A 24,343-nucleotide genomic window follows, 5' to 3' on the forward strand; every position below is an offset into this window, starting at 1 on the left:
GACCGCCACCATGCCGCACAACTTGTGTCTGAACCGCCAGTGCCTGGGCCTGGTTACCCGAATCGAATGCGCCATACGCCCGCTTGCCGGCGGTAACGGTTTGTGGACGTTGCTCTGCGCCGCCGGACTGGCCGATGGTCAGCCCACCGCCATCAAGGTGCAGGGCCCATTCCACGGGCCTGCCAAGGCCGAGTCGGTGCTCGCTGCGATCGCCGACAACCTGATGGGGCAGGGTTACGCCGAGTCGACCGATCCATCCATCTGGCAGCTGCACATGCAAGCCGAGCTGCGCCGCGTCAACGCCAACCAAGGGCGCTTTCTGAGCGGTTGGGAATAGTTGCGCTCGACGGCCGAGCACGTCGCGGCCAATCGTTCCAGGCGAATTGGCCGCGTGATGCCCTTGTGCTTATCCACATGCCGGATAGCGCTCCCTGACTGCCTTGGTGCACTGGTCCCTGCTGCGTATACTCGCGTCCTTCGTCATTTCCCGTGTGAGACCTCATGGAGCGTATTCTCGAAAATGCCATGTATGCCGCTCGCTGGCTGCTGGCTCCCATCTATTTCGGCCTGGCGTTCGCTCTGCTGGCGCTGGCGATCAAGTTCTTCCAGGAAATATTTCATATCCTCCCGGCGATTCTCTCGCTTAGCGAGGCCGAACTCATCCTCAAGCTCCTGTCGCTGATCGACATGGCGTTAGTCGGTGGTCTGCTGGTGATGGTGATGATTTCCGGCTACGAGAATTTCGTTTCGCAGCTCGACATCGAAGAGGGCAAGGAAAAGCTCGACTGGCTCGGCAAGATGGATTCCGGCTCGCTGAAAATGAAGGTCGCGGCCTCCATCGTCGCCATCTCCTCAATCCACCTGCTGCGTATGTTCATGGATGCGCAGCAGCTGGAGAGCGAAAAGCTGATGTGGTACGTGATCATCCATCTGACGTTCGTGGTCTCGGCGTTCGCCATGGGCTACCTCGACAAGCTCACCAAGCACTGAGTGTGTCGAAGGGCTGAACGGAAAAGCTGTACAGAAATTTATTTTTGTTAAATATTCTGTATCGGATTTTCCGGGGAGCCCGCCATGAACCTCCAAGACCTTGTCCGGCACGCCGATGCCGGTCGCATCGACGCCCTCGAGCTGATCTCCCTCGAGGGCGGCATCTACATCCTCGATATCTATCTGCAAGGCCAGCGTCACAGCCTGGTCGATGAGCTCGGTCGCGTCTGGCATCTGCGTTCGGTCGAGCATGCCCGTGATCTGCTGCGGGAACTGCCCGAGCTGCCTTTCCATCTGGTGCAACAGTCGCCCTACGATGAGATGTGCGGCCTGTCCGAGGGGCTGCGCGAGCCTTTGCGCGTACCTATCGGTATGCGCTCGCAGTGGTGAGCCGAGTATTGTCACCACGCTGGAGTGGCGCAGCGTCCGGCAGCCAGAGTGTCGCCGCGTTGCGGCTGGTGCTAGGCGATCAGTTGAGCGTCGAGCTGTCCGCGCTGAGCGGCCTGGACCCATCGCGTGATCGGGTGTTGTTGGCCGAGGTAGCTGAAGAGGCTGGTCATGTCCCGCACCACCCACAGAAGATCGCCTTCCTGTTCAGTGCCATGCGCCATTTCGCCGAAGCGCTTCGCGAACGTGGCGTGGCAGTGGATTACGTGCGGCTCGATGACCCGGCCAACAGCGGCTCTCTGGCGGGTGAGCTGGCCCGCTTTGCCGCATTGCACCGGCCCGAAACGATACACATCACTGAGACCGGCGACTGGCGCGTCGAGCAGGCGCTGAAGGGCACGGGATTGCCAATCAACTGGCATGAAGATCGGCGCTTTCTCTGCTCGCGCAGCGAGTTCGCACGCTGGGCGCGGGGCAAGCAGCAGTTGCGCATGGAGTTCTTCTATCGGGAGATGCGGCGCAAGACCGGCCTGTTGCTGACCCCGGATGGCTCGCCGGAGGGTGGTGTCTGGAATCTCGACGCCGACAATCGCAAGGCGCTGCCGCGCGGGTTACATGGCCCGATCAGGCTGTCCTTTACGGCCGATGCCATTACCCGTGAAGTGCTGACACTGGTGAGCTCACGCTTCGCCCATCACTACGGCGGCCTGGATGGCTTCGATTACCCAGTGACCCACGCCGAAGCCGAGCAGCTCTGGAAGCACTTTCTGGATTTCGGCCTGGTTGCGTTCGGTGATTACCAGGATGCCATGGCCAGCGGCGAACCCTTCCTGTTTCATGCGCGCATCGGCGCTGCGCTCAACGTCGGACTGCTCGACCTGCGGCGACTGTGCCTCGATGTCGAGGTGGCATACCGTGAGGGGCGCGTTGCGTTGAACGCGGCCGAGGGTCTCATTCGCCAGCTGATCGGCTGGCGCGAGTATGTGCGCGGCATCTACTGGCTGCAGATGCCCGACTATGCGCGGCGCAATGCATTCGGCAACGACCGACCACTGCCGGAGTTCTACTGGACCGGTCGGACGCGGATGAACTGCATGCGCCAGGTGATCGGCCAGACGCTCGAACTGGCCTACGCGCATCATATCCAGCGGCTGATGGTGACGGGCAACTTCGCCCTGCTCGCGGGTATCGCACCGCCTGCGCTGTGCGACTGGTACCTGGCCGTCTACATGGACGCCTTCGAGTGGGTGGAGCTGCCAAACGTGCTGGGTATGGTGTTGCACGCAGACGGCGGTTACCTGGGGTCCAAGCCCTACTGTGCGAGCGGCCAGTACATCAAGCGGATGTCCGATTACTGCCAGGGCTGCTCATACAGGGTGGCCGAGAGCACGACGGAGGACGCCTGCCCGTTCAACGCGCTGTACTGGCACTTTCTGATGCGCCACCGTGAGCGGCTGCAGGGCAATCCACGAATGACCATGGTCTATCGCAACCTGACCCGCATGGACGAGGCTAGGCAGCAGGCGCTCTGGCAGCGTGGCGAGGCGCTGCTGGCACGGCTGGATGCTGGGGATTCCTTGTGAGAAGGAAGGTCGACCTGCCATCGAAGATCTGCGCCCGCTGTGGTCTGCCGTTCAGCTGGCGCAGGAAGTGGGCGCGCTGCTGGGACGAAGTGCGTTACTGCTCGCAGCGCTGCCGACGCATGTGAGGGCCAGGCTGCGACGACTCCGGCTATCTGGCTGTGCTAGGCTGGCCGACCTTTTTCACCTGACCGGAGCCCGGCATGACCGAACTCAATCTCTCCACCGACGAAACCCGCGTCAGCTACGGCATCGGCCGTCAGCTGGGTGATCAGCTGCGTGACAACCCGCCGCCGGGTGTCAGCCTCGACGCGGTGATCGCCGGTATTCGCGACGCGTTCGCCGGTGCTGCCAGCCAGGTCAGCCCCGAGGCGCTGAATGCCAGCTTCGCGGTGATCCGCCAGCGCATGCAGGTCGAAGCTCAGCAGAAGGCCGAGGCCGCCGCTGCCGAAGGCCGTGCGTTTCTCGCCGAGAACGCCAAGCGCGACGGCGTGGTGGTGCTGGAATCCGGCCTGCAGTATGAAGTGCTGACCACGGGCGAGGGCGCCAAGCCGAGCCGCGAAGACAGCGTACGCACCCACTACCACGGCACCTTGATCGACGGCAGCGTGTTCGACAGTTCCTACCAGCGCGGCCAGCCGGCCGAGTTCCCGGTTGGTGGCGTGATCGCAGGCTGGACCGAGGCGCTGCAGCTGATGAATGCCGGTAGCAAGTGGCGTCTCTACGTGCCGAGCGAACTGGCCTACGGTGCCCAGGGCGTCGGTAGCATTCCGCCGCACAGCACGCTGGTGTTCGACGTCGAACTGCTGGACGTGCTCTGACGCAGTCGCGGTCTTTCGGTTGCTGTCGCGCGCTATACGCGGCGGCGCCGACCACGGGACGCGCGTGTTTCCTGCCTCGGTGCGCGCGTTCAGGTCTCGATCAGCTCAGGGGCGCAATGCCCGGGCATAGCTGAACAGAAACAGATTGCGGATCTGCTCCTTGAGCACGCAAGGTTCGTTCGTACTGAGTTCCTGCAGGTCGAGATCGCCCTGCTCGCGCAGCTCCTCCAGAGCCTCTCCATCCAGTGAAACGCACACCGCGCCGGTATTGCGGTCGAGTATGCGAAGGTAGGGCTGCGGCCGGTCCAGCCAGGCGTCGATCAGATAAGTCATGCGGCATCTCCAATTCAATCTCTTAATGAGAATAATTGTTATTTGCAAAGATGCAAGCGCGAATTTTCACCTACCGATCGAGTTGCGGCGAGCCAGATAGTTATGCGGCTATAGGTGGACAGCTGCGCCGGCAGGCGACGCAGCGATGTAGCAGATCAGTGAGTGCGGGCTACTGCGAAACGGCAGAGATCGGCCAGCGCATCGCGATACTGGTTAGCCGGAACGACTTTGAGGCAGGCGATGGCACGTTCGGCATAGTCGCGGGCGAGCCTGGCGGTGTAGTCCAGGGCTCCCGAGGCTTCGACCGCAGCGCGGATGCTCTCCAGGTCTTCCAGCCCGCCTTTCTGGATGGCCTTGCGCACCAGGGCGGCCTGTTCGGCAGTGCCTTCGCGCATGGTGTAGATCAGCGGCAGCGTGGGTTTGCCTTCGGCGAGGTCGTCGCCGACGTTCTTGCCGAGGGTTTCGGTATCGCCCTGATAGTCGAGCAGGTCGTCGACCAGTTGGAAGGCAATGCCGAGGTGGTCACCGAAGGTGCGCAACGCCTCGCGCTGTTCCTCGCTGGCGGCGGCCAGGGTGGCGGCGCTGTGCGTCGAGGCCTCGAAGAGCATCGCGGTCTTGCCGCGGATGACCTCCATATAGATCTCTTCGGTGGTGCTGGCGTCGCGAACTTTCGACAGCTGCAGCACTTCGCCTTCGGCGATGACCCGGGTCGCCTGAGAAATGATGCGCATGACCGGCATCGAATCCAGCTCGACCATCATCTCGAACGAGCGTGCGTATAGAAAGTCGCCGACAAGCACGCTGGGAGCATTGCCCCATAGTGCGTTGGCAGTGGAGCGGCCGCGGCGCATGCCAGACATGTCGACGACATCGTCATGCAGCAGCGTGGAGGTGTGGAGGAATTCGATGATGGCGGCGAGCAGGCGCAATTGCTCGCCCTGATGGCCCAGCGCGCTGCCGCTCAGCAGCACCAGCAGCGGGCGCAGGCGTTTGCCGCCGGCCGAAGTGATGTAATCCCCGATCTTTTCCACCAGAGGAACGCGCGAAGTCAGCTGCTTGCGGATGATGCCGTCGACAGCGGCAAAATCGTCCGCCACAACTTGATAGAAAGGCTGGGGTTGCATCGGGGACTCCTCGCAGATTGCGCGGCATGCTAGGGGGCGGGTCTGGCACTGTCAAGGCAACGCCCTTTGGCTATTGCGCGGGGTGTGGTGCATGCGTACAATCGCGGACCCTGAACTTCCCCCTGGGCATTTCCCTGCCTTACGCAATTGCACGGGCGTCACCTTCCGGCCCCATGCAGCCATGCCAGCCACTAATCATTCTTTCAAAGCGCTGGGTGAGCAGGATCAACGGAGATACAAGATGTACGCAGTTATCGTAACCGGCGGCAAGCAATACAAGGTTGCCGAAGGTGAATACCTCAAGATTGAAAAACTCGAAGTTCCGACTGGCGAAGCTGTCACCTTTGACCGCGTTCTGCTGATCGGCAACGGCGACGATGTGAAGATCGGCGCTCCGGTGGTCGATGGTGCCAAAGTCACCGCTGAAGTGGTTGCCCAGGGCCGCCACGACAAAGTGACCATCATCAAGTTCCGCCGTCGTAAGCACCACATGAAGCGTCAGGGCCACCGTCAGTGGTTCACTGAGGTCAAAATCACCGGTATTCAGGGCTAATCGGGCCTGAATCCCCATATAGGAGTATTGAACTCATGGCACACAAAAAAGCTGGCGGTTCTACCCGCAACGGTCGCGACTCAGAAGCCAAACGACTTGGCGTGAAGATGTACGGCGGCCAGGTCATCAAGGCCGGCAACATCATCGTGCGTCAGCGCGGCACCCAGTTCCACGCCGGTTATGGCGTTGGCATGGGCAAGGACCACACCCTCTTCGCCAAGGTCGAAGGCGTGGTCAAGTTCGAAGTGAAGGGCGCTTTTGGCCGTCGCTACGTGAGCGTCGTCGCAGCCTAACTGCGGCGTTGCTGGAAAAGCCCTGTCATGCGACGGGGCTTTTTTGTTTCTGTATCCTGTGAGGCTCTTGCCGAGAACCGCTTGGCGATCGTCCGGTTTTTCGCAAGATCCTTACGTTCTGTTTCTTAAGCCCGTCCTGCGGCGGGAGGCGTTCCCATGAAATTCGTCGATGAAGTATCGATTTTTGTAAAGGCCGGTGACGGCGGTAACGGCATGATGAGCTTCCGTCGCGAGAAGTTCATCGAGAAGGGTGGTCCCAACGGTGGTGATGGTGGTGACGGCGGCTCGGTGTATCTCGAGGCTGACGAGAACCTCAATACCCTGGTGGACTATCGCTATACCCGGCGCTTCCATGCGCAGAACGGGCAGAAGGGCGGCAGTACCGATTGCACTGGCGCCAAAGGCGAAGACCTTATCCTGCCGGTGCCGGTAGGTACCACGGTCATCGATGCGGCGACCCAGGAAATCATGGGTGACCTGACCAAGGCCGGTCAGCGGCTGCTGGTGGCGCAGGGTGGCTGGCACGGGCTCGGCAATACGCGTTTCAAGTCCAGCACCAACCGCGCGCCGCGGCAGACAACGCCAGGCAAGCCAGGCGATGCGCGCGACCTCAAGCTGGAGCTGAAGGTGCTGGCGGACGTCGGTCTGCTCGGATTGCCGAATGCCGGCAAGAGTACCTTCATTCGCTCGGTGTCGGCGGCCAAGCCGAAGGTGGCTGACTATCCGTTCACCACGCTGGTGCCGAACCTCGGCGTGGTCAGCGTGGGTCGCTACAAGAGCTTCGTGATTGCCGATATTCCGGGGCTGATCGAGGGTGCCTCGGAAGGTGCCGGGCTCGGCATTCGCTTCCTCAAGCATCTGGCGCGTACCCGTCTGCTGCTGCATCTGGTCGATATGGCGCCGCTGGACGGCAGTGACCCTGCCGATGCTGCTGAAGTGATCCTGCACGAGCTGGAGAAGTTCAGTCCGGCGCTGACGCAGCGTGATCGCTGGCTGGTGCTGAACAAGGCCGATCAGCTGCTTGAAGAGGTGCGCGAAGAGCGCGTCCGGCAGGTGGTCGAGCGGCTGGACTGGAAAGGACCGGTGTTCGTCATCTCCGCGCTGGAGAGCGAGGGTACCGAGGCGCTCAGTCAGGCGATTATGCGTTACCTGGACGAGCGCGCCGTGCGTATCGCCGAGGAGCCGGAGTATGCCGAGGCGCTTGCCGAGCTGGATCGGCAGATCGAGGATGAGGCGCGGGCTCGGCTGCAGGAGCTCGATGATCAGCGGGCGCTGCGTCGTGCTGGCGTCAAGTCGGTCGAAGAGGCGGATGATGACGACTTCGACGACGATGATGATGACGAGGGCGGCGCCGAGATCATCTACGTTCGCTGAGGCGAGCGTCGGGCCGCTGTGAGGCCTGGTTCAGGCGGGTGATCGACGGGCTGGCTCGTGCGCAGCCCGATCCGGAAGTGTTTTGGCCGAATGGAAGGCGGGAACGATGCGGGGCAAGGTGAGCGGCGCGCGGCGCTGGGTGGTGAAGATTGGCAGTGCGCTGCTGACCGCAGACGGTCGAGGGCTCGATCAGGCGGCGATGGCTGTCTGGGTCGACCAGATGGTGGCGCTGCGAGCGGCGGGCGTCGAGCTGGTGCTGGTCTCGTCCGGTGCGGTGGCTGCCGGCATGAGTCGTCTCGGCTGGGCTTCGCGCCCCAAGGCGGTGCACGAACTTCAGGCTGCCGCTGCGGTGGGCCAGATGGGGTTGATTCGTGCCTGGGAGTCGAGCTTTGCGCGCTGCGATCAGCAGACCGCGCAGATTCTGGTCACCCATGACGATCTGTCCGATCGCAAGCGCTACCTCAATGCGCGCAGCACGTTGCGCACGCTCATCGATCTCGGCGTGGTGCCGGTCATCAACGAGAACGACACGGTGGTCACCGACGAGATCCGCTTCGGTGACAACGATACCCTGGCCGCACTGGTTGCCAACCTGGTCGAGGCCGACCTGCTGGTGATCCTCACCGATCGCGATGGCATGTTCGATGCTGATCCGCGCCATAACCCCGAAGCCAATCTGATCAGCGAGGCGCGTGCCGACGACCCGGCGCTGGATGCGGTCGCAGGCGGCACCGGTGGCGCCCTGGGGCGCGGCGGCATGCAGACGAAGCTCCGGGCGGCGCGCCTCGCTGCGCGTTCCGGTGCGCACACGGTGATCGTCGGTGGGCGCATCGAGCAGGTGCTGTCGCGCCTCAAGGCGGGCGAGCGGCTGGGTACCCTGCTGGCGCCTGAATGCAATCGGCATGCGGCGCGCAAGCAATGGCTGGCCGGGCATCTGCAGACGCGTGGCACGCTGACCCTGGATGAAGGGGCGGTGCTGGCCTTGCGTCAGGGCAACCGCAGCCTGCTGCCGGTCGGCGTGCGTGCGGTGCAGGGCGCGTTCCGTCGTGGCGAGATGGTGGTCTGCGTCGGTCCGCAGGGCGCCGAGGTGGCGCGCGGGTTGGTGAATTACAGTGCGGCCGAGGCGCAGCGTATTCTCGGGCGGCCGTCCGACGAGATCGAAAAGCTGCTTGGCTATGTCGATGAGCCCGAGCTGATCCATCGCGACAACATGATTCTGGTCTGAGGTGTTCCATGCGCTTGGCGATTGCGGCAATGGTGATGGGATTGGCTCTGCCGGGCCTGGCGGCTGCCGAGGAGATCGGCGCGGTCGACACGGTTTTCAAGTGGCTCGGGCCGAATCACAAGATCGTCGTCGAGGCGTTCGATGATCCCATGGTCGATGGTGTGACCTGCTATCTGTCGCGGGCCAAGACTGGCGGTATCAAGGGCGGCCTGGGTCTGGCCGAGGATCGCGCGGAGGCCTCCATCGCCTGTCGTCAGGTCGGCCCGATTCGCATCAAGGGCAAGCTCAAGGATGGCGATGTGGTGTTCAAGGAGCGCACGTCGCTGGTGTTCAAGACCATGCAGGTGGTGCGTTTCTTCGACGAGTCGCGCAATGCGCTGGTCTATCTCGTGTACAGCGATCGGGTCATCGAGGGTAGCCCGCAGAATGCGGTGACGGCGATTCCGATTCTGCCCTGGCCGGTGACGCAATAATTGCAGTCATCTCATCCGTCGGGTGAGGCAGAAGAAGCAGGCACAAAAAAACCGGCGCTAGGCCGGTTTTTTTTACAAGAACCTGCAGTTAGGCTGCAGCAGCTTCGCCGAGGGCCTTGATGTGGCCGTTCAGGCGGCTCTTGTGACGAGCAGCTTTGTTCTTGTGGATGATGCCTTTGTCAGCCATGCGGTCGATGACCGGCACGGCGGCGGTGTAGGCTGCGCGGGCCTTGTCCAGGTCCTTGGCGTCGATGGCCTTGACCACATTCTTGATGTAGGTGCGAACCATGGAGCGCAAGCTGGCGTTGTGGCTGCGACGCTTCTCAGCCTGAATTGCGCGTTTTTTGGCGGAAGGGCTGTTGGCCACCGTCGAACTCCTCGAAAACGTGGGGATTGCAAAGCAAATAAGGCCGCGAATCATGCCGATGCGAAGGGCGCTTGTCAAGCCTGGTCGAATGGCTTGAGAAGCTGGCCGGACAGATGGGCTGAGGCTAAACTCGCCGCCTCATTTCGTGTCGTGACTGGCCATCGATCAGGCCGGCGCAGGGCGCTCGGTCGATCACTCTCGCTGCAACTCTAGGAAGACAAATGTCCGAAAAAATCGGCAAGGGCGGATTGTTGCGCTCCAGCGCCGTGGTCAGTGTCATGACCCTGCTGTCGCGCGTGCTGGGCATGGTACGCGATATGGTGGTCGCCAGCTACTTCGGCTCCGGTGCGACGGCGGATGCGTTCTTCATCGCGTTCAAGATCCCCAACTTCCTCCGCCGGTTGTTCGCCGAGGGGGCCTTCGCCCAGGCCTTCGTGCCGGTGCTGTCGGAGTACCGCACCAAGCGCACGCTGGCGGACGTCAAACAGCTGGTGGATCGTACGGCTGGCATGCTGGGGCTCATTCTGGCAGGGCTGACTGCATTGGGCGTGCTGTTCGCGCCCTATGTGGTGATGGTCTTCGCGCCGGGCTTTCATGACGATCCGGCGAAAATGCAGCTGGCCGGCGAGCTGCTGCGCATCACCTTTCCCTATCTGATGCTGATCTCGCTGACGGCCTTCACCTCGGGGGTGCTGAACAGCTACGGCTATTTCGCGGTGCCCGGCTTCACGCCTGTGCTGCTCAACGTCTGCATGATCATGTCGGCGGTGTTCCTGACCCCCTATTTCGATCAGCCGATCATGGCGCTGGCCTGGGGCGTATTCATCGCGGGGTTCGCTCAGCTGGCGTTCCAGCTGCCGTATGTCGCCAAGCTGGGGCTGCTGCCCAGGCCACGAGTCAAGCGGGGTGACGAGGGGGTGCGGCGCATCATGCTGCTGATGGTGCCGGCGCTGTTCGGGGTTTCGGTAAGCCAGATCAATCTGCTGCTGGATACCGTGCTGGCGTCCTTCCTGCAGACCGGCAGCGTCTCCTGGCTCTATTACGCCGACCGGCTGTCCGAATTGCCGCTGGGTGCGTTCGGCATCGCCATCGGCACGGTAATTCTGCCGAGCCTGTCGCGCCAGCATGCCGGTGAGGATCCGAAGGCGTTCTCGGCGACTCTGGACTGGGCGCTGCGCATGGTGCTGCTGGTGGGTGTGCCGGCGGCACTGGCGCTGGGCATTCTCGCCGAGCCGATGATCGCCAGCCTGTTCCACTACGGCGCCATGAGCGACGAGGCGGTGGTGCAGTCGGCCCGGGCGCTGCAGGCTTACTCGCTGGGCGTGCTGGCGTTCATGCTGATCAAGGTGCTGGCGCCGGGCTTCTTCGCGCGTCAGGACCTGAAGACGCCGGTGCGTGTCGCCGTGATCTGCATGGTGGCGAACATGGTGATGAACCTGATTCTGATCTGGCCGCTGCAGCACGTCGGCCTGGCGTTGGCGACGTCGCTGTCATCCATGCTCAATGCCGTGCTGCTTTTCTGGGGGCTGTACAAGATCGGCGTCTATCGGCCGGCACCCGGCTGGTGGCTGTTCGGCCTGCGCCTGGCGGCGGCCTGTGCGGCGATGGTGGCGGTGGTCTGGTGGCTGAACGCGCCGGCCCAGGACTGGTTCCAGTGGGGTTGGCAGCAGCGCGCGCTGCAATTGGGCTTGCTGGTCTGTGCCGGCCTGGCGGCATTTGCCGGCGGGCTCTTGCTGACGGGGTTGCGGCCGCGACATTTGCGGCATTGATCGCCACTGTCCGGCCGATGCAAACCTGTCCGCTGGCCATGTCACATGCGTATAATCGGCCACTTTTCAAGCAAGAAGTGCGGTATGCAGCTGGTTCGAGGTCTTCACAACCTGCGCCCCCGACATCGGGGCTGCGTCGCCACCATCGGCAATTTCGACGGCGTGCACCGGGGGCATCAGGCCATCCTGGCGCGCTTGCGCGAACGTGCGGCCGAGCTGGGACTGCCGAGCTGCGTGGTGATCTTCGAGCCGCAACCGCGTGAGTTCTTCTCGCCGGACAAGGCGCCGGCGCGGCTCACCCGCTTGCGTGAAAAGCTGCAGCTGTTGAGCGAGCAGGGCGTCGATCTGGTGCTGTGCCTGGCGTTCAATCGCCGCCTGCGAGAGCTGAGTGCCGCGGAGTTCGTCCACGCCACGCTGGTTGAAGGCCTCGGCGTGCGGCATCTTGAAGTGGGCGACGATTTCCGTTTCGGCTGTGACCGTGCCGGCGATTTCGACTTCCTGCTCAAGGCTGGCGCCGCCGAAGGCTTCAGTGTCGAGGCGGCCACCACCATCGAGGTGGATGGCGAGCGTGTCAGCAGCACGCGGCTGCGCCAGGTACTGGCCGACGGTGACCTGGGCTGTGCCGAGGCATTGCTCGGGAGGCCCTTCGCGATCACCGGGCGCGTCATGCATGGGCAGAAGCTCGGTCGCCAGCTGGGCGCGCCGACTGCCAATGTCCAGCTCAAGCGCCGCAACACTCCGCTCAGCGGCGTGTTCGTCGTGACACTCGAGGTTGAGGGCAATGTGTTCGCCGGCGTGGCCAACATCGGCATGCGGCCTACGGTCGAAAGCGACGGCCAGCCCCATCTGGAGGTCCATCTGCTCGATTACCAGGGTGACCTGTATGGCCGTCTGGTGCAGGTGACCTTTCATCGCAAGCTGCGCGACGAGCAGCGCTTTGCCTCGCTTGAGGCGCTCAAGACGGCGATCGATGCGGACATCGCCGCTGCCCGTGATTACTGGCGGGCTTCATCCCTTATGACGAGTCAGGACTGAAATGACCGATTACAAAGCGACCCTCAATCTGCCGTCCACGGCATTTCCGATGAAGGCCGGTCTGCCACAGCGCGAGCCGGAGATTCTGCAGCGCTGGAACAGCATCGACCTGTACCGGAAGCTGCGGCAGATCGGCGAGGGACGCCCGAAGTTCATCCTGCACGATGGCCCGCCGTACGCCAACGGCAACATCCACATCGGCCATGCGGTGAACAAGGTCATCAAGGACATGATCGTCCGCTCGCGTACCCTTGCCGGGTTCGACGCACCTTACGTGCCGGGTTGGGACTGCCACGGTCTGCCAATCGAGCACAAGGTCGAGACCACCTTCGGCAAGAACCAGCCAGCGGATCTGACCCGCGAGCGGTGCCGCGCCTACGCCGCCGAGCAGATCGAAGGGCAGAAGGCCGATTTCATTCGTCTCGGCGTTCTGGGCGACTGGGACAACCCCTACAAGACCATGGACTTCGCCAATGAGGCCGGGGAAATCCGGGCGCTGGCCAAGATGGTCGAGGGTGGTTTTGTCTTCAAGGGGCTGAAGCCGGTCAACTGGTGCTTCGACTGCGGCTCGGCGCTGGCAGAGGCCGAGGTGGAGTATCAGGACAAGAAATCCGATGCCATCGACGTCGCCTTCGATGTCGAGGACGCCGACAAGCTGGCCGCCGCGTTCGGCCTGGCCAGTCTGGCCAAGCGCGCCAGCATCGTCATCTGGACCACCACGCCCTGGACCATTCCGGCCAACCAGGCGCTGAACGTGCATCCCGAGTTCGTCTATGCGCTGGTGGACACCGGCGAGCGTCTGCTGGTGCTGGCCGAAGAACTGGTCGAGTCCTGTCTGCAGCGCTATGGCCTGGCCGGGGAAGTCATCGCCCGTTGCGAGGGCAAGGCGCTGGAGCTGATCCGCTTCCGTCATCCGTTCTACGAGCGCTTCGCGCCGGTCTATCTGGCCGATTATGTGGAAACCGGTGCCGGTACCGGCATCGTCCACTCCGCGCCCGCATACGGTGAGGACGACTTCCGCTCCTGCAAGCACTACGGCATGGAGAACGATGACATTCTCGGCCCGGTGCAGAGCAATGGCGTCTATGTCCCGGACCTGCCGTTCTTCGGCGGCCAGTTCATCTGGAAGGCCAACCCCGCGATCGTCGAGAAGCTCGCCGAGGTGGGCGCGCTGCTCAAGCACGAGTCGATCCAGCACAGCTACATGCACTGCTGGCGGCACAAGACCCCGCTGATCTACCGCGCCACGGCGCAGTGGTTCGTCGGCATGGACAAGGTTGCCCACGATGGCAGCTCGTTGCGCCGCCGTGCGCTGGATGCCATCGAACAGACCGAATTCGTCCCGGCCTGGGGCCAGGCGCGCCTGCACGGCATGATTGCCGGGCGTCCGGACTGGTGCATCTCGCGACAGCGCACTTGGGGCGTGCCGATCCCGTTCTTCCTACACAAGGAAAGCGGCGAACTGCACCCGCGCACCGTCGAGCTGATGGAGCAGGTGGCACAGCGTGTGGAGCAGGGCGGTATCGAGGCCTGGTCGAAGCTGGATGCCGCCGAACTGCTTGGCGACGAAGCGGCGCAGTACGAAAAGATCACCGACACCCTGGATGTCTGGTTCGATTCCGGCACCACCCACTGGCACGTGATGCGCGGCTCGCACCCCATGGGCCACGAGCAGGGGCCGCGTGCCGACCTCTATCTGGAAGGCTCCGATCAGCATCGCGGCTGGTTCCATTCCTCGCTGCTGACCGGCGCCGCCATCGACGGGCACGCTCCGTACAAGGGGCTGCTCACCCACGGTTTCACCGTGGACGAGAATGGCCGCAAGATGTCCAAGTCCCTCGGCAACGTCATCGCGCCGCAGGAGATCACCGACAGCATGGGGGCCGATATCCTGCGTCTGTGGGTCTCGGCCACCGACTATTCCGGCGAGATGGCGGTTTCCAAGCAGATCCTGCAGCGCAGCGCCGATGCCTATCGACGCATCCGCAACACCGCGCGCTTCCTGCTCTCGAATCTCGACGGCTTCGACCCGGCGCAGCACATGGTGCCGAACGATCAGCTGATTGCGCTGGATCGCTGGGCCATTGATCGTGCGCTGCTGCTGCAACGCGAGATCGAGGAGGCTTACACCACCTACCGTTTCTGGAACGTCTACCAGAAGGTGCACAACTTCTGCGTGCAGGAGCTGGGCGGCTTCTACCTGGACATCATCAAGGACCGCCAGTACACCACCGGCGCCGACAGTCTGCCGCGGCGTTCCTGCCAGACGGCGCTGTACCACATTGCCGAGGCGCTGGTGCGCTGGATCGCACCGATCCTGGCGTTCACCGCCGAAGAGATCTGGCAGTACCTGCCGGGCGAGCGCAACGAGTCGGTGATGCTCAATACCTGGTACGAAGGGCTTGCCGAGCTGCCGGAAGGCTTCGAGCTGGGTCGCCCGTTCTGGGACAAGGTCATGGAGGTCAAGGCGGCAGTGAACAAGGAGCTGGAGAACCAGCGCAACGCCAAGGCCATCGGCGGTAACCTGCAGGCCGAAGTCACCCTGTATGCCGAGGAGTCGCTGGCCGGCGAGCTGGCCCGTCTTGGTAGTGAGCTGCGCTTCGTTCTGATCACTTCGGCGGTAGACATCGCACCATTGGCGCAGGCGCCCGTCGAGGCAGTGGACAGCGAACTGGCCGGTCTCAAATTGCTGGTCCGCAAGACCGAGCACAGCAAGTGCGGCCGCTGCTGGCACCATTTGCCGGACGTGGGCAGCCATGCCGAACACCCGGAAATCTGTGGACGCTGCGTGGAAAACATCGAAGGCGCCGGTGAGGTCCGTCACTATGCGTGAGTCCGTGCAGCCGATCGCAGGCTGGGCTTCAGCTCACCATCACGATGCGGTCTTCACTGCTGCTGGACTGACGCGCGCTCTGCCGCGTCGTGTTTCAGCGGAGGTCACTGCATGACGGCGCGTTTCGGCAAGCTTGCCTGGCTCTGGCTGAGCGTATTGGTCATCGCCCTCGATCAGGCCACCAAGCACTGGTTCGAGGCCAATTTCAGCCTGTACCAGAAGGTCGAGGTCATCCCCGACTACTTCGCCTGGACCCTGGCCTACAACACCGGTGCGGCGTTCAGCTTTCTGGCCGACCACAGCGGCTGGCAGCGCTGGCTGTTCGCGGCGATCGCCATTGGCGTGAGCGTCGTGCTGGTGGTCTGGCTCAAGCGCCTGAAGGCCAGCGAAACCTGGCTCGCCGTTGCGTTGGCTTTGGTATTGGGAGGCGCTTTGGGCAACCTCTATGACCGCGTGGTGCTCGGCCACGTGGTCGACTTCATCCTGGTGCATTGGCAGAACCGCTGGTACTTCCCGGCGTTCAACATCGCCGATAGCGCCATTACCGTAGGCGCCGTGATGCTGGCGCTGGATATGTTCAAGGGCAACAAGACCGGAGAATCCGCACATGACTGAACAGCGCATTGGGCCGGACAAGGAAGTCACCCTGCATTTTGCGCTCGGCCTGGAGACGGGCGAGCTGGTCGACAGCACGTTTGACAAGAAACCGGCCACCTTCAAGGTGGGTGACGGCAACTTGCTGCCGGGTTTCGAGCAACAGCTCTATGGGCTCAAGGCCGGTGACAAGCGCACCCTGCAGATTGCTCCGGAGCAGGGCTTCGGCCAGATCAACCCGCAGAACGTGCAGGTCATGCCGCGCAGCCAGTTCGCCGGGATGGACCTCTCCGAAGGCTTGATGGTGAGCTTTCAGGACGCGGCCCGCACCGAGCTGCCAGGGGTGGTGAAAGCCTTCGATGACAATCAGGTCACTGTGGACTTCAACCATCCTCTGGCTGGCAAGACCCTTACGTTCGAAGTCGAAATCATCGACGTCAAACCGGTGTAACCGGCTCGCAGCCGGCGGGGACGTTCGCGTCCGCCGGCTGACGAAGGGCACCCGAGAATGCCCGCACGTATCGCGTTACACTCCCCCGTCATCAAGCCTTCGCGTGCCGAGACCCATCATGCAAATCAAACTCGCCAACCCTCGCGGCTTCTGCGCGGGTGTAGATCGCGCCATCGAAATCGTCAACCGCGCTCTGGAAGTCTTCGGACCTCCGATCTATGTGCGACATGAGGTCGTGCACAACAAGTTCGTCGTGGAAGACCTGCGTGCCCGCGGTGCGGTCTTCGTCGAGGAGCTGGATCAGGTGCCGGACAACGTCATCGTCATCTTCAGCGCCCATGGCGTTTCGCAGGCCGTTCGGCAGGAAGCGGAGAAACGCGGCCTGAAGGTATTCGACGCCACCTGTCCGCTGGTGACCAAGGTGCATCTGGAAGTGACCAAGTACAGCCGTGAAGGGCGCGAATGCATCCTCATCGGCCACCAGGGCCACCCTGAAGTCGAAGGAACCATGGGGCAGTACGACGCGCGCAATGGCGGCGCGATCTACCTGGTCGAGGATGAAGAGGATGTTGCCCAGCTGCAGGTGCGCAACCACGAGGTCCTGGCGTTCGTCACCCAGACCACGTTGTCCATGGATGACACCAGTCGCGTCATCGACGCGCTGCGCAGCAAGTACCCGAGCATCGGCGGTCCACGCAAGGACGACATCTGCTACGCCACACAGAATCGCCAGGATGCGGTGAAGCAACTGGCCGATGAATGCGACGTGGTACTGGTAGTCGGTAGCCCCAACAGCTCAAATTCGAACCGTCTGCGTGAGCTGGCAGAGCGCATGAACACACCCGCGTATCTGATCGACGGCGCCGAGGACCTCAAGCGCGAGTGGTTCGAGAGCGTCGAGCGCATCGGCATCACTGCCGGCGCATCGGCACCTGAGGTGCTGGTGCGTGGGGTAATCGAGCAGCTGAAGGAGTGGGGCGCCACTGACATGAATGAGCTGGAAGGGCGGCCGGAGAACGTGACGTTCTCCATGCCGAAGGAGTTGCGGTTGAAGGCGGTTTAAGAGGCTCGCAAACGAAAACGCCCGGTTATGCCGGGCGTTTTCGGTTCAGCCGTTCAGCGTTTCCAGCATTCGGCTGTTGTCATGCCTGCTTTTTGTCCCTTGGCGCCGGTGTTGGCTAGCGTCAGAGTGCCGCATTTATCGTTGGCCATACTTCCTGTCGGTACCGCTTGCAGAACGTAAGCGGTGGCGGATGTGCTGGCCTCGACAAGCTCGATGTCGTAAGCCTTGGTTCCGCCGTCCCGTGGAGCTTGGGTAAATGGCAGGTCGGGCTCGTCGCCGTCCCCGTCGACATAGCGGCCATTGGCGGTGTAATAACGCTCCATGAAATGGGCTAATTCCATGAGCGCGGTCTCAGCGTCCGCACGCTTGGCATTGCGGACGTACTCCTGATAGCTCGGATAGGCGACTGCGGCGATGATGCCGATGATCGCGACAACGATCATCAGCTCAATCAGCGTAAAGCCGAAGCTCGCCTCACGGCTGAATCTATAAAGTTTCAAAGGTTGTTCCTCACTTCGTTCCAGGAAAGGCGGTTGGAATCGTTGTTATCGCCCATGACCTCAATACATACCGGGGTCACACCATCCGCATCGGCACTGGATGCAGAGCTGGCATAGCACAGATAGCGCTTTCCGCTCTCCTGATCGTTAAGGCCTATCGTGCCTTTGACTGCACCTTCGTCCGGGTCCGCTACCCCGCTTACTGGTACCTTCGTCCCGTCATCCAGTTCGATAAAGTCGTTCTCGTCAATCTTCCCATCTCCGTTGTAATCGAAATATGAGTAAACGAGCCTGCTGCCGGTAGCTAGATCGAGGCTCATGATCCAACTAGTTCCACCAGCGTCACAGGGGTCAGCAGAGGGAATAAGAGTGCTGAAAGTGACTCTATTACCGCCTAGCTGAGCCTGCGAGATAACTCGTTCACCCTTCGGCCCTGGGCCATTCCTCGATGTCTTCCATTGCAAGTCTAGGAACCAACCCAAGTGGCTGTCTTCCAGCGTGTTCTGGCTGACTGCTCTCGCATTGAGGGTTGCGCCGGCGACTTCCTTCAAGATTTCCTGTTCCAGCAAATTGCTACGTCCATCGACCTGAGAGCCGCTATCGATGATGCCGTAGAACGACTGGACCTGAGGTGACGCAGGGATCTCATTATCGGTTGTCTGGTAGAAGCTGCCGGTGCCGAAGACCAACATGATCTTCCGATCCTTGGTGTAGGCAGCATCCAGCGGAGCCGTGATCGGCTGGCGAGCCCCGGTGCTGTCTTTTGCGATGAACAACGGAGTGATGCTGCCTCCCGCTTTCAAGCTGGCCGGCGCGTCCCAGTCGCCGGTGCTCGTGCTATTGATGTCCAGTCGCCAAACATTGCCGTTGGTATCGGCAGCGTAAATCCGATCAGCGACACGGTCATTGTCGAGGTCAACGACCAGAGGCGATCCCAGATCTCCGCTGTTAGGCAGCTCGAAGCGCTTCAGAACACTGCCGTCGGCTGCGTCGAGCAGCCACACATATCCGCTGGTTGTGCTCGTAGGGCGGTCATAGCCGCTCGTGACCACGACGCCGAACTTGCCATTGTAGAGTGGAACCAAGCTGGGACGTCCAAGGCTATAACCCATTTCCGCATGGGTGAACTCCCAGAGCACGCTACTGCTCGACATGCCTTCCGGGTCGGAGATGTCGAGTGCGAAGATACTGCGGCCCCCCGCTCCGGACGAACCTATGACCAGAGTTTTCCATGCATTGCCGACCCAGGCGTCACCGATACGCGGAGTGCCGTCGACATAGTAGCGGTGTGAGTAGGTAGGATCTGTAAGCGCATAGAGCTCATCGATCAGGTCGTTCGGCACGTAAGCAAACAGTTCCTTGCCACCGTTTGCGCCCAAGCTGGCATCAAATCCGTGCAACATCCCATCGTTTGCGCCTACCACTACCAGTGGAGGGCGATTCTGGTAGCTGCTGGAGGCGCGGAAAGTGATATAGGCGCTTTTCGCGGCGGCGTTGAAACCAGCTGTTTCCGGCAGTTGCGAGTAACCGAAGTTCTGCTTGTGAATGTACTGTGGATCCGAATTCGCGATGTCACCAAGACGGCTGCCCCGCTGACGGAACGGATTGTTCGGCGCGGCATCGGTGCGCTCCAGGCTGCGGACGCCGCGAATGAAAGCGAGCCGGTTTTGACCAACCTCCTCGGTCGCCAATGATCCTCCCGCTGTCATTCTCAAGGCTTCCTGCTGGGCAGAACTCAATTGGTCCCAGAAAAACGTTCGCCCTGTAGTGGAAATCAGCGCACCTGAAGTTGTGTCTGCCGTTGGCGGTAGGGATGTGAGGATGCTGCGATCCGAAATCTGCGCATCAGTCAATGCGTCGAGCTTTTCCGCTGCCTTCCAAGTTGGGGTCTCGCTGACCGTACCGTTGCTGGCTACAGCTTTGGCTAACAGATTACCGCTCCAGTCTGCGCTATCGAGCATAGACTGGAATACAACCGTGTCGGTTTCGAGTTTGGTGGAGTTCGTAGACAGCGCCGCTGTGGTGCTGCGAACTTCATCAGCAATATTGGCAAATGCTGTCTTCAGACTTTCCACCATTTTGGTGGCGTCACTGGCGACATAGAAGTTGCGGGGGCGAAGCTCGCTTTTCTCAGTAAGATCACCATTGCTCCACCAACTGTTGGGGAGAGGGTCCGTACGGTCATAGGGGTCGCCAAAGTCCACATCCTCGGGAATCTTGAAACCGCCATACTTGGCCGCGAGCCAGTACTGGTTTTTTGCACGCGCCTTGAGTACCTGATTTTCACGAACATCAACCCAATGCGTGCTGAGCAATTGCTCGCCGCTAATATCCTCGCGAAGGTCGACGGTATTGGCGTGGTAGGCCATGCCTGCGATATAGGCGGAATTATTGCTGCAGCAGTCGCCAAACGTATCGGAGGAGTAGGCTTTGACGTCCACGCCTTCCAGCGTGCCCACCTTAGCTGTAGCGGCCGCGACGTTGAACGTATCGGCTGTAATTTGCGCTGGTGCCGCAGGCTCGCGTGTGCTCGTGGTTGCTCCAGGCAGATTGCGGTCCGCGTGGGTATTCGTGTCCCCGATACCTAGGATGACGTTCTTTTGACACGCGTATTGAATCGGATCGTTCCAGTTCGTGATGACAGGGAAGCCGTCCAACCACTTGTCCTTCGTGGTGCCACCCGCGGAGGCGTTGTGCGCGGGAGTCGGCGTGCTGTATTCGGCAACATTGCCGAGGTTCCGGAAATAACGGAAAGCGGAATAATAGAGTTCGCTGACGGGGTCGTTGCTTTTGTGATTGTAGCTTGTAAGCTGCCCAAACTTGTTGAGGTAGTTTATAACTCCACTATTTGTCACGCTTCGGCCGAACAAGGTTGCGGTAACGGTAGCATCGGCCGGGTTGGGGTTTGTGATAAGAACTCCAGTTTCGCTGTCCCACTCCGCGTTAGTGTTTTGCAACTGTCCGGCAATGCCACGTTCTCTCATTAGCGGTCCGATGTATTTTTGTCCCGCACGCAACACGCCGCCATCGCGCTTTTGGTTCTCGTCATTAAGATAGCCAAATACGCTGTAACGGATACTATCCGAATATTGCTGTAGCAAACCTTCGGGTTTGTAATTGGAATCGCTGTACTTTTTGCAATTGGCTTCTAGCTTTCCGGGGACACATACCTTTACGCGGATTTTCAGGCGGTAAACGGACTTTACCGTGCCGTTTGCAGGCGTATAGCTCATGCGTAGGCGCCCATTGTCCCATTGCGCACTTGTTGAGGGGTCATATGCGACCTGCTCGGCTTGAGACGTCGCATCATCGCCCAGTTTGTTGTTCCAGTTAGAAAACAACATATCTACGCCAAGCCCGTTAAGGCGCAGGTAAAAATTTGACCAGTCGCTTTTGGCAGGTGTTGCCCCTGCAATTTCAGCTTGAGGTACATTGGCACTTGCGGTGCGGTCACCCGCTGTGCTTTGTCCCGTGTGCCTAGCCTTTTCGAGGACCGTGAGGCCTACGCTATCAACATAGCGATAGCCGCCGGTGAGAGCGCTGCGGAAGGGGTCGATGGTTGGGGTCCCTGCCCAGTTCAGAAAGTTGCCGCTCCACTGCTGATTTCCACTGCATTTTCTGGCGGTAGCGTAGCCACTTGGCTCAAACCATTCGTTTGCCTTGTCATAGGTGTAGCACTTGGCAGAGTCAAAGTAGCCAAGATACGTGCTGGCGGAACTGTAGTTTCCAGTGTTCGCGATAGACAGGAGCGTCGGCCACTCCACCGAAGGAACAAGTGCCAGATTTCCAGGAACGTTCCCCCCGCCTAGGAGTAGAGGGGTCTGTGCTACATCGGCCGTAGCCTGGCTGGCAGCAAGTGTCCAGCACAGTGCGGTTCCGGCAAGCATCAACGGGCGCAAGGTGCTGGCGGCGCTGTTCCTGGGCATATGGCGATGATTGAGCGGCATCATGTCACTCCTCTACGAAATACAGGGAACGAAGGGTTACCTTCGAGTCCGGGCTGGCACCGGTGCCGGTTGCCTCTATGCGCACCAGAACAAAATCGAGAATCAGCGACTCCCCGGCGGCGAGCGAGTCGCCTCCGGCGGTCGTCGGGTTGACCATGTTCTGCATGTCGAGTTGCCCCGGATGGGGCAGGCGGGTAATGGTGTAAGTAGGCGCCTGATAAACACCGCCTTTGAAGCCGGTGAAGGTCACGACGTCTGGTGACTCGTCATCCACTGGATATAGGGAGTCGTTGACCAGATTGTCGTAATCCGTTTTGACTTCCTGTTCGGCAAACCGAAGTGCGGCTTCAGCGGCCTGAAATGCCAGCGTGTGGTCTCGCATATTGCCTGCCATGCGTTCCTGAAGATTGGTGTCGCGCATCGCTGCGGCTCCAAGGATAGTGAGCAATAACAGCATGATGAGTGCAACGAGCAGGACGGCCCCGCGTTGACGCGAATGATTAAAAGATCCTTGTTTCATGGCAGACGATTCCGTATGGCCACAGTGGCGGTATAAACCTGCGCGACCCTGTTGTTCTTGATGGTGACCGTGCCGTCATCTTCATAAGTTGCGTAGTCGTCGTCCCGCTCGATGCCGACGGCGGCGGGGAATACGAATGTCTGAGGCTCGTCCAGAACATTGGTTTCGGGGCTGATTGCCAGAATCGAGATGCGCGCTGAAACTACCTTGTTCCAATCCCCTGTGCCGGTGGCGACGAGGTTATTGGTACCGGCCTTTACGTACTGGTCTGCAAGACGATCTCCGTCTTGGTCCAGGCCGTAGGTGACCTGCATATCAATAACGCCTTCAACGAGCTCCTCATCGGCAAATACAACGTTATTGCCGGACGGCGTTAGTGCTTTGCGAACCAGCGAAGGAAGTCTTCCGGCATTCTCCCGTACGTAATAGGTATGGCTGCGGAATATGTAAGAAGTGAGTTTCTTCTGGTATGACTGACTCCAGTGAGCGGCGGGAACCTCATTGCCAGGGGTGACGTTCCTGCCAGCTCTTTGAAAAGAACTTGCATTGGCGTTGTTGGTATTTTGGAAGATGTCGCAGCCAGTGGAGTTTCCAAGTAGAACAATTTGACCTGCGTACGCGCCGGTCCCTTTTTCATCATCTACTTTAACTTCCACACCCAGGCTTGGGGTTTGAGCGTTATTAGTACCCTGGGGGTCGAACTCCTTTCCGTCACCGGCATACTTGACAATGAACGCGTCGGTGTCTGCACGCACACTATCCCCTGCACCGAATATGACAGGCTTGCTGTTGTCCCAACCTTGAATAGCGGGCGACGTGCTGAAGGCGTTCTTCGTATCGGTTGTCGCCGAACCCAGATTCAAATGAGTGAGCGGATCGCTCAGGCACTCGCCCTTGTAGCCGGCCTGACGTACGTCGAAGGCCATGAATTCAGTTGCAAAGCGACCTGCTTCCTGAACGCGGGCTACGGCCGTATTGGTCCGGTACATATCCTTGCTGGATAGAAAAACCTGCAATACCCCACCGAGCAAGATGAGGCTGATCAACATGGCGACCATCAGCTCGATGAGCGACAAACCCAGCTGCCGGTTTATAGAGACTGTTTTCATAGTTGCGTCCGATAGACAAAGGTTTCGCGGTCATCGTCATCGGCTGCGTCGATGCGCCCGCGATTATCGTTCCACTCGATGGAAATGGTGAAAATCCGGCCGTTGCGCACGACACTGCCTTTGGCGTCAGAAGAAAGAAGACATGAAAGTGAGTTCAGCCACTCCGCCATATCTTTCTTGGCGAGCGATCCGCTAGGGGACAGTTCCGGGTCGCAGGCTTGGTTCTGCAAAGCAATGTCGTAAACGCCATTTAGTGCATCGGCGCGATTGGCGCGCATGCGATCGATGATGTCGTACGCGAGTACCGTTGCCTGCGATCGATGGTACGCGCTCTGGTTACTCTTCAACGCGGTCATCTGCATGCCCGCCAGACCGAGCAGGCCGATGGAAAGTACCAGCATGGCGACGAGCACCTCGATGAGTGTCGCGCCGCGCTGGCTGGCAGAAGGTGATGGGGGGCGTCTCATGGGCAGGTTCCTTTTGCACTCGTCACTCGTCCTGTTGCGGTCAGCGCGATGCTGTATTGCGGCTTACCGGTGCAGTTGGAAAAGGCAACGGTGAAGGTGGTGTCAGCGGCGTTGCTTGCTTTGGTGAGCAGGCCATTCGGGCGATAGGTGAGCGTTTCGCTAGGGCCGGTAACGGTGTCCTGGCCTCCGACTGCTTCCCAGACTCGAAGCAAGGCACCGCCGCTTACCTTGACCAACCATCCATTGCCCCAGTCGGCGGCGTTCGCACAGGTGTTGCCATTGCGTCGGCATATGTCGACGTTGACCCCGCGCTTGACGGCTTCGGAGCGAGCGAACTGCAGCGCCGTGGTCAGGTCGTTGGCGATGGTCTGGGTTCGGTTACTCTGGATGAGGTCTCTGAAAGACGGTGCCGCGATCGCGAGGAGGATCGCCAAGATCGACAATGTGATCAGGAGTTCTATGAGGGTGAAGCCTCGGGAATACCGCATGGTTCTTCTCGATTGCAAGGTCATCAGATCATCCCGATTTGCCGTTT

The 24,343-nt window shown here is 60.8% G+C and carries 26 protein-coding genes; 17 read left to right on the top strand and 9 right to left on the bottom strand.

What is annotated here, in order from left to right:
- The first annotated feature begins 10 nt into the window (after nt 1-10).
- The 6 genes from HZR81_RS03510 (at nt 11) to bamJ (ending at nt 3,778) form a co-directional block, all read left to right on the top strand.
- Entirely contained in the window at nt 11-337 is a 327-nt protein-coding gene (locus tag HZR81_RS03510; RefSeq protein ID WP_063544264.1) for a PA4575 family protein, read from the top strand.
- 164 nt (nt 338-501) lie between these two features.
- Nucleotides 502-990, top strand: coding sequence for a TIGR00645 family protein (locus HZR81_RS03515; protein WP_125868215.1), 489 nt, complete (start codon nt 502-504; stop codon nt 988-990).
- Nucleotides 991-1,074: 84 nt separating this feature from the next.
- Nucleotides 1,075-1,380, top strand: a complete 306-nt coding sequence (locus tag HZR81_RS03520; RefSeq protein WP_063544268.1) for a DUF6482 family protein — start codon at nt 1,075-1,077, stop codon at nt 1,378-1,380.
- An 8-nt stretch (nt 1,381-1,388) separates the two neighbouring features.
- Nucleotides 1,389-2,960, top strand: coding sequence for a cryptochrome/photolyase family protein (locus HZR81_RS03525; RefSeq protein ID WP_500127348.1), 1,572 nt, complete (start codon nt 1,389-1,391; stop codon nt 2,958-2,960).
- On the top strand, nt 2,957-3,085 hold the full coding sequence (locus tag HZR81_RS03530; protein WP_500127349.1) for a DUF2256 domain-containing protein: 129 nt from the start codon (nt 2,957-2,959) through the stop codon (nt 3,083-3,085). The genes HZR81_RS03525 and HZR81_RS03530 overlap by 4 nt, the downstream gene beginning before the upstream one ends.
- Before the next feature lie 75 nt (nt 3,086-3,160).
- Entirely contained in the window at nt 3,161-3,778 is a 618-nt protein-coding gene (bamJ, locus tag HZR81_RS03535; RefSeq protein WP_110778050.1) for a BamJ family beta-barrel-assembly machinery protein, read from the top strand.
- Between the two features lie 105 nt (nt 3,779-3,883).
- Here bamJ and HZR81_RS03540 read toward each other — a convergent pair whose 3' ends face one another.
- Both HZR81_RS03540 and HZR81_RS03545 read right to left on the bottom strand, forming a co-directional pair.
- A complete protein-coding gene (locus tag HZR81_RS03540; protein WP_049339019.1) occupies nt 3,884-4,111 on the bottom strand; it encodes a PA4570 family protein in 228 nt (75 codons plus the stop codon).
- A gap of 155 nt (nt 4,112-4,266) precedes the next feature.
- Nucleotides 4,267-5,235, bottom strand: a complete 969-nt coding sequence (locus tag HZR81_RS03545) for a polyprenyl synthetase family protein (RefSeq protein ID WP_500127350.1) — start codon at nt 5,233-5,235, stop codon at nt 4,267-4,269.
- Nucleotides 5,236-5,476: 241 nt separating this feature from the next.
- On the opposite strand from HZR81_RS03545, the gene rplU reads away from it, so the two are divergent.
- The 5 genes from rplU (at nt 5,477) to HZR81_RS03570 (ending at nt 9,153) form a co-directional block, all read left to right on the top strand.
- The gene (gene rplU / locus HZR81_RS03550; protein ID WP_013981863.1) at nt 5,477-5,788 is read left to right on the top strand and encodes a 50S ribosomal protein L21; all 312 of its coding nucleotides are present in this window, start codon (nt 5,477-5,479) and stop codon (nt 5,786-5,788) included.
- Nucleotides 5,789-5,823: 35 nt separating this feature from the next.
- Nucleotides 5,824-6,081, top strand: a complete 258-nt coding sequence (gene rpmA / locus HZR81_RS03555) for a 50S ribosomal protein L27 (RefSeq protein ID WP_003292362.1) — start codon at nt 5,824-5,826, stop codon at nt 6,079-6,081.
- Nucleotides 6,082-6,237: 156 nt separating this feature from the next.
- On the top strand, nt 6,238-7,455 hold the full coding sequence (gene cgtA / locus HZR81_RS03560; protein WP_500127351.1) for an Obg family GTPase CgtA: 1,218 nt from the start codon (nt 6,238-6,240) through the stop codon (nt 7,453-7,455).
- A 106-nt stretch (nt 7,456-7,561) separates the two neighbouring features.
- The gene (gene proB / locus HZR81_RS03565; protein ID WP_500127352.1) at nt 7,562-8,680 is read left to right on the top strand and encodes a glutamate 5-kinase; all 1,119 of its coding nucleotides are present in this window, start codon (nt 7,562-7,564) and stop codon (nt 8,678-8,680) included.
- An 8-nt stretch (nt 8,681-8,688) separates the two neighbouring features.
- The gene (locus tag HZR81_RS03570; protein ID WP_500127353.1) at nt 8,689-9,153 is read left to right on the top strand and encodes a CreA family protein; all 465 of its coding nucleotides are present in this window, start codon (nt 8,689-8,691) and stop codon (nt 9,151-9,153) included.
- Nucleotides 9,154-9,241: 88 nt separating this feature from the next.
- Here HZR81_RS03570 and rpsT read toward each other — a convergent pair whose 3' ends face one another.
- Complete coding sequence (gene rpsT / locus HZR81_RS03575) at nt 9,242-9,520, bottom strand: 30S ribosomal protein S20 (RefSeq protein WP_003288018.1); 279 nt, start codon at nt 9,518-9,520, stop codon at nt 9,242-9,244.
- Nucleotides 9,521-9,741: 221 nt separating this feature from the next.
- Between rpsT and murJ the strand changes: the two genes are divergently transcribed.
- The 6 genes from murJ to ispH all read left to right on the top strand — a co-directional run bounded on the left by murJ (nt 9,742) and on the right by ispH (nt 17,265).
- Entirely contained in the window at nt 9,742-11,289 is a 1,548-nt protein-coding gene (gene murJ / locus HZR81_RS03580; protein ID WP_500127354.1) for a murein biosynthesis integral membrane protein MurJ, read from the top strand.
- A gap of 84 nt (nt 11,290-11,373) precedes the next feature.
- Nucleotides 11,374-12,324, top strand: coding sequence for a bifunctional riboflavin kinase/FAD synthetase (gene ribF / locus HZR81_RS03585; protein WP_053527277.1), 951 nt, complete (start codon nt 11,374-11,376; stop codon nt 12,322-12,324).
- A 1-nt stretch (nt 12,325) separates the two neighbouring features.
- Nucleotides 12,326-15,157: an isoleucine--tRNA ligase gene (gene ileS, locus HZR81_RS03590; RefSeq protein WP_500127355.1), complete on the top strand. Its 2,832-nt coding sequence runs from the start codon at nt 12,326-12,328 to the stop codon at nt 15,155-15,157.
- Between the two features lie 111 nt (nt 15,158-15,268).
- Nucleotides 15,269-15,772, top strand: coding sequence for a signal peptidase II (gene lspA / locus HZR81_RS03595; protein ID WP_014595905.1), 504 nt, complete (start codon nt 15,269-15,271; stop codon nt 15,770-15,772).
- Nucleotides 15,765-16,202: an FKBP-type peptidyl-prolyl cis-trans isomerase gene (locus HZR81_RS03600; RefSeq protein WP_084898814.1), complete on the top strand. Its 438-nt coding sequence runs from the start codon at nt 15,765-15,767 to the stop codon at nt 16,200-16,202. The genes lspA and HZR81_RS03600 overlap by 8 nt, the downstream gene beginning before the upstream one ends.
- Nucleotides 16,203-16,320: 118 nt before the next feature.
- Nucleotides 16,321-17,265 carry a 4-hydroxy-3-methylbut-2-enyl diphosphate reductase gene (gene ispH / locus HZR81_RS03605; protein WP_500127356.1) on the top strand — a complete coding sequence of 315 codons (945 nt, stop codon included), beginning with the start codon at nt 16,321-16,323 and terminating at the stop codon, nt 17,263-17,265.
- A 53-nt stretch (nt 17,266-17,318) separates the two neighbouring features.
- On the opposite strand, the gene HZR81_RS03610 is transcribed toward ispH, so the two are convergent.
- Genes HZR81_RS03610 through HZR81_RS03635 form a run of 6 tightly spaced genes read right to left on the bottom strand, consistent with a single transcriptional unit; the run spans nt 17,319 to nt 24,320 of the window.
- Nucleotides 17,319-17,765: a type IV pilin protein gene (locus HZR81_RS03610; protein ID WP_500127357.1), complete on the bottom strand. Its 447-nt coding sequence runs from the start codon at nt 17,763-17,765 to the stop codon at nt 17,319-17,321.
- Nucleotides 17,762-21,715, bottom strand: a complete 3,954-nt coding sequence (locus tag HZR81_RS03615; RefSeq protein ID WP_500127358.1) for a pilus assembly protein — start codon at nt 21,713-21,715, stop codon at nt 17,762-17,764. Before HZR81_RS03615 ends, HZR81_RS03610 begins: the two co-directional genes overlap by 4 nt.
- Nucleotide 21,716: 1 nt before the next feature.
- Nucleotides 21,717-22,232, bottom strand: coding sequence for a pilus assembly PilX family protein (locus HZR81_RS03620; RefSeq protein WP_500127359.1), 516 nt, complete (start codon nt 22,230-22,232; stop codon nt 21,717-21,719).
- Entirely contained in the window at nt 22,229-23,341 is a 1,113-nt protein-coding gene (locus HZR81_RS03625) for a PilW family protein (protein ID WP_500127360.1), read from the bottom strand. Before HZR81_RS03625 ends, HZR81_RS03620 begins: the two co-directional genes overlap by 4 nt.
- A complete protein-coding gene (gene pilV, locus HZR81_RS03630) occupies nt 23,338-23,808 on the bottom strand; it encodes a type IV pilus modification protein PilV (RefSeq protein ID WP_500127361.1) in 471 nt (156 codons plus the stop codon). Before pilV ends, HZR81_RS03625 begins: the two co-directional genes overlap by 4 nt.
- Nucleotides 23,805-24,320 carry a GspH/FimT family pseudopilin gene (locus HZR81_RS03635; RefSeq protein WP_500127362.1) on the bottom strand — a complete coding sequence of 172 codons (516 nt, stop codon included), beginning with the start codon at nt 24,318-24,320 and terminating at the stop codon, nt 23,805-23,807. Before HZR81_RS03635 ends, pilV begins: the two co-directional genes overlap by 4 nt.
- Nucleotides 24,321-24,343: the final 23 nt, after the last annotated feature.

Origin of the sequence: Pseudomonas sp. LM13 (genome assembly GCF_041381355.1) — a bacterium.
Lineage (GTDB): Bacteria > Pseudomonadota > Gammaproteobacteria > Pseudomonadales > Pseudomonadaceae > Stutzerimonas > Stutzerimonas frequens.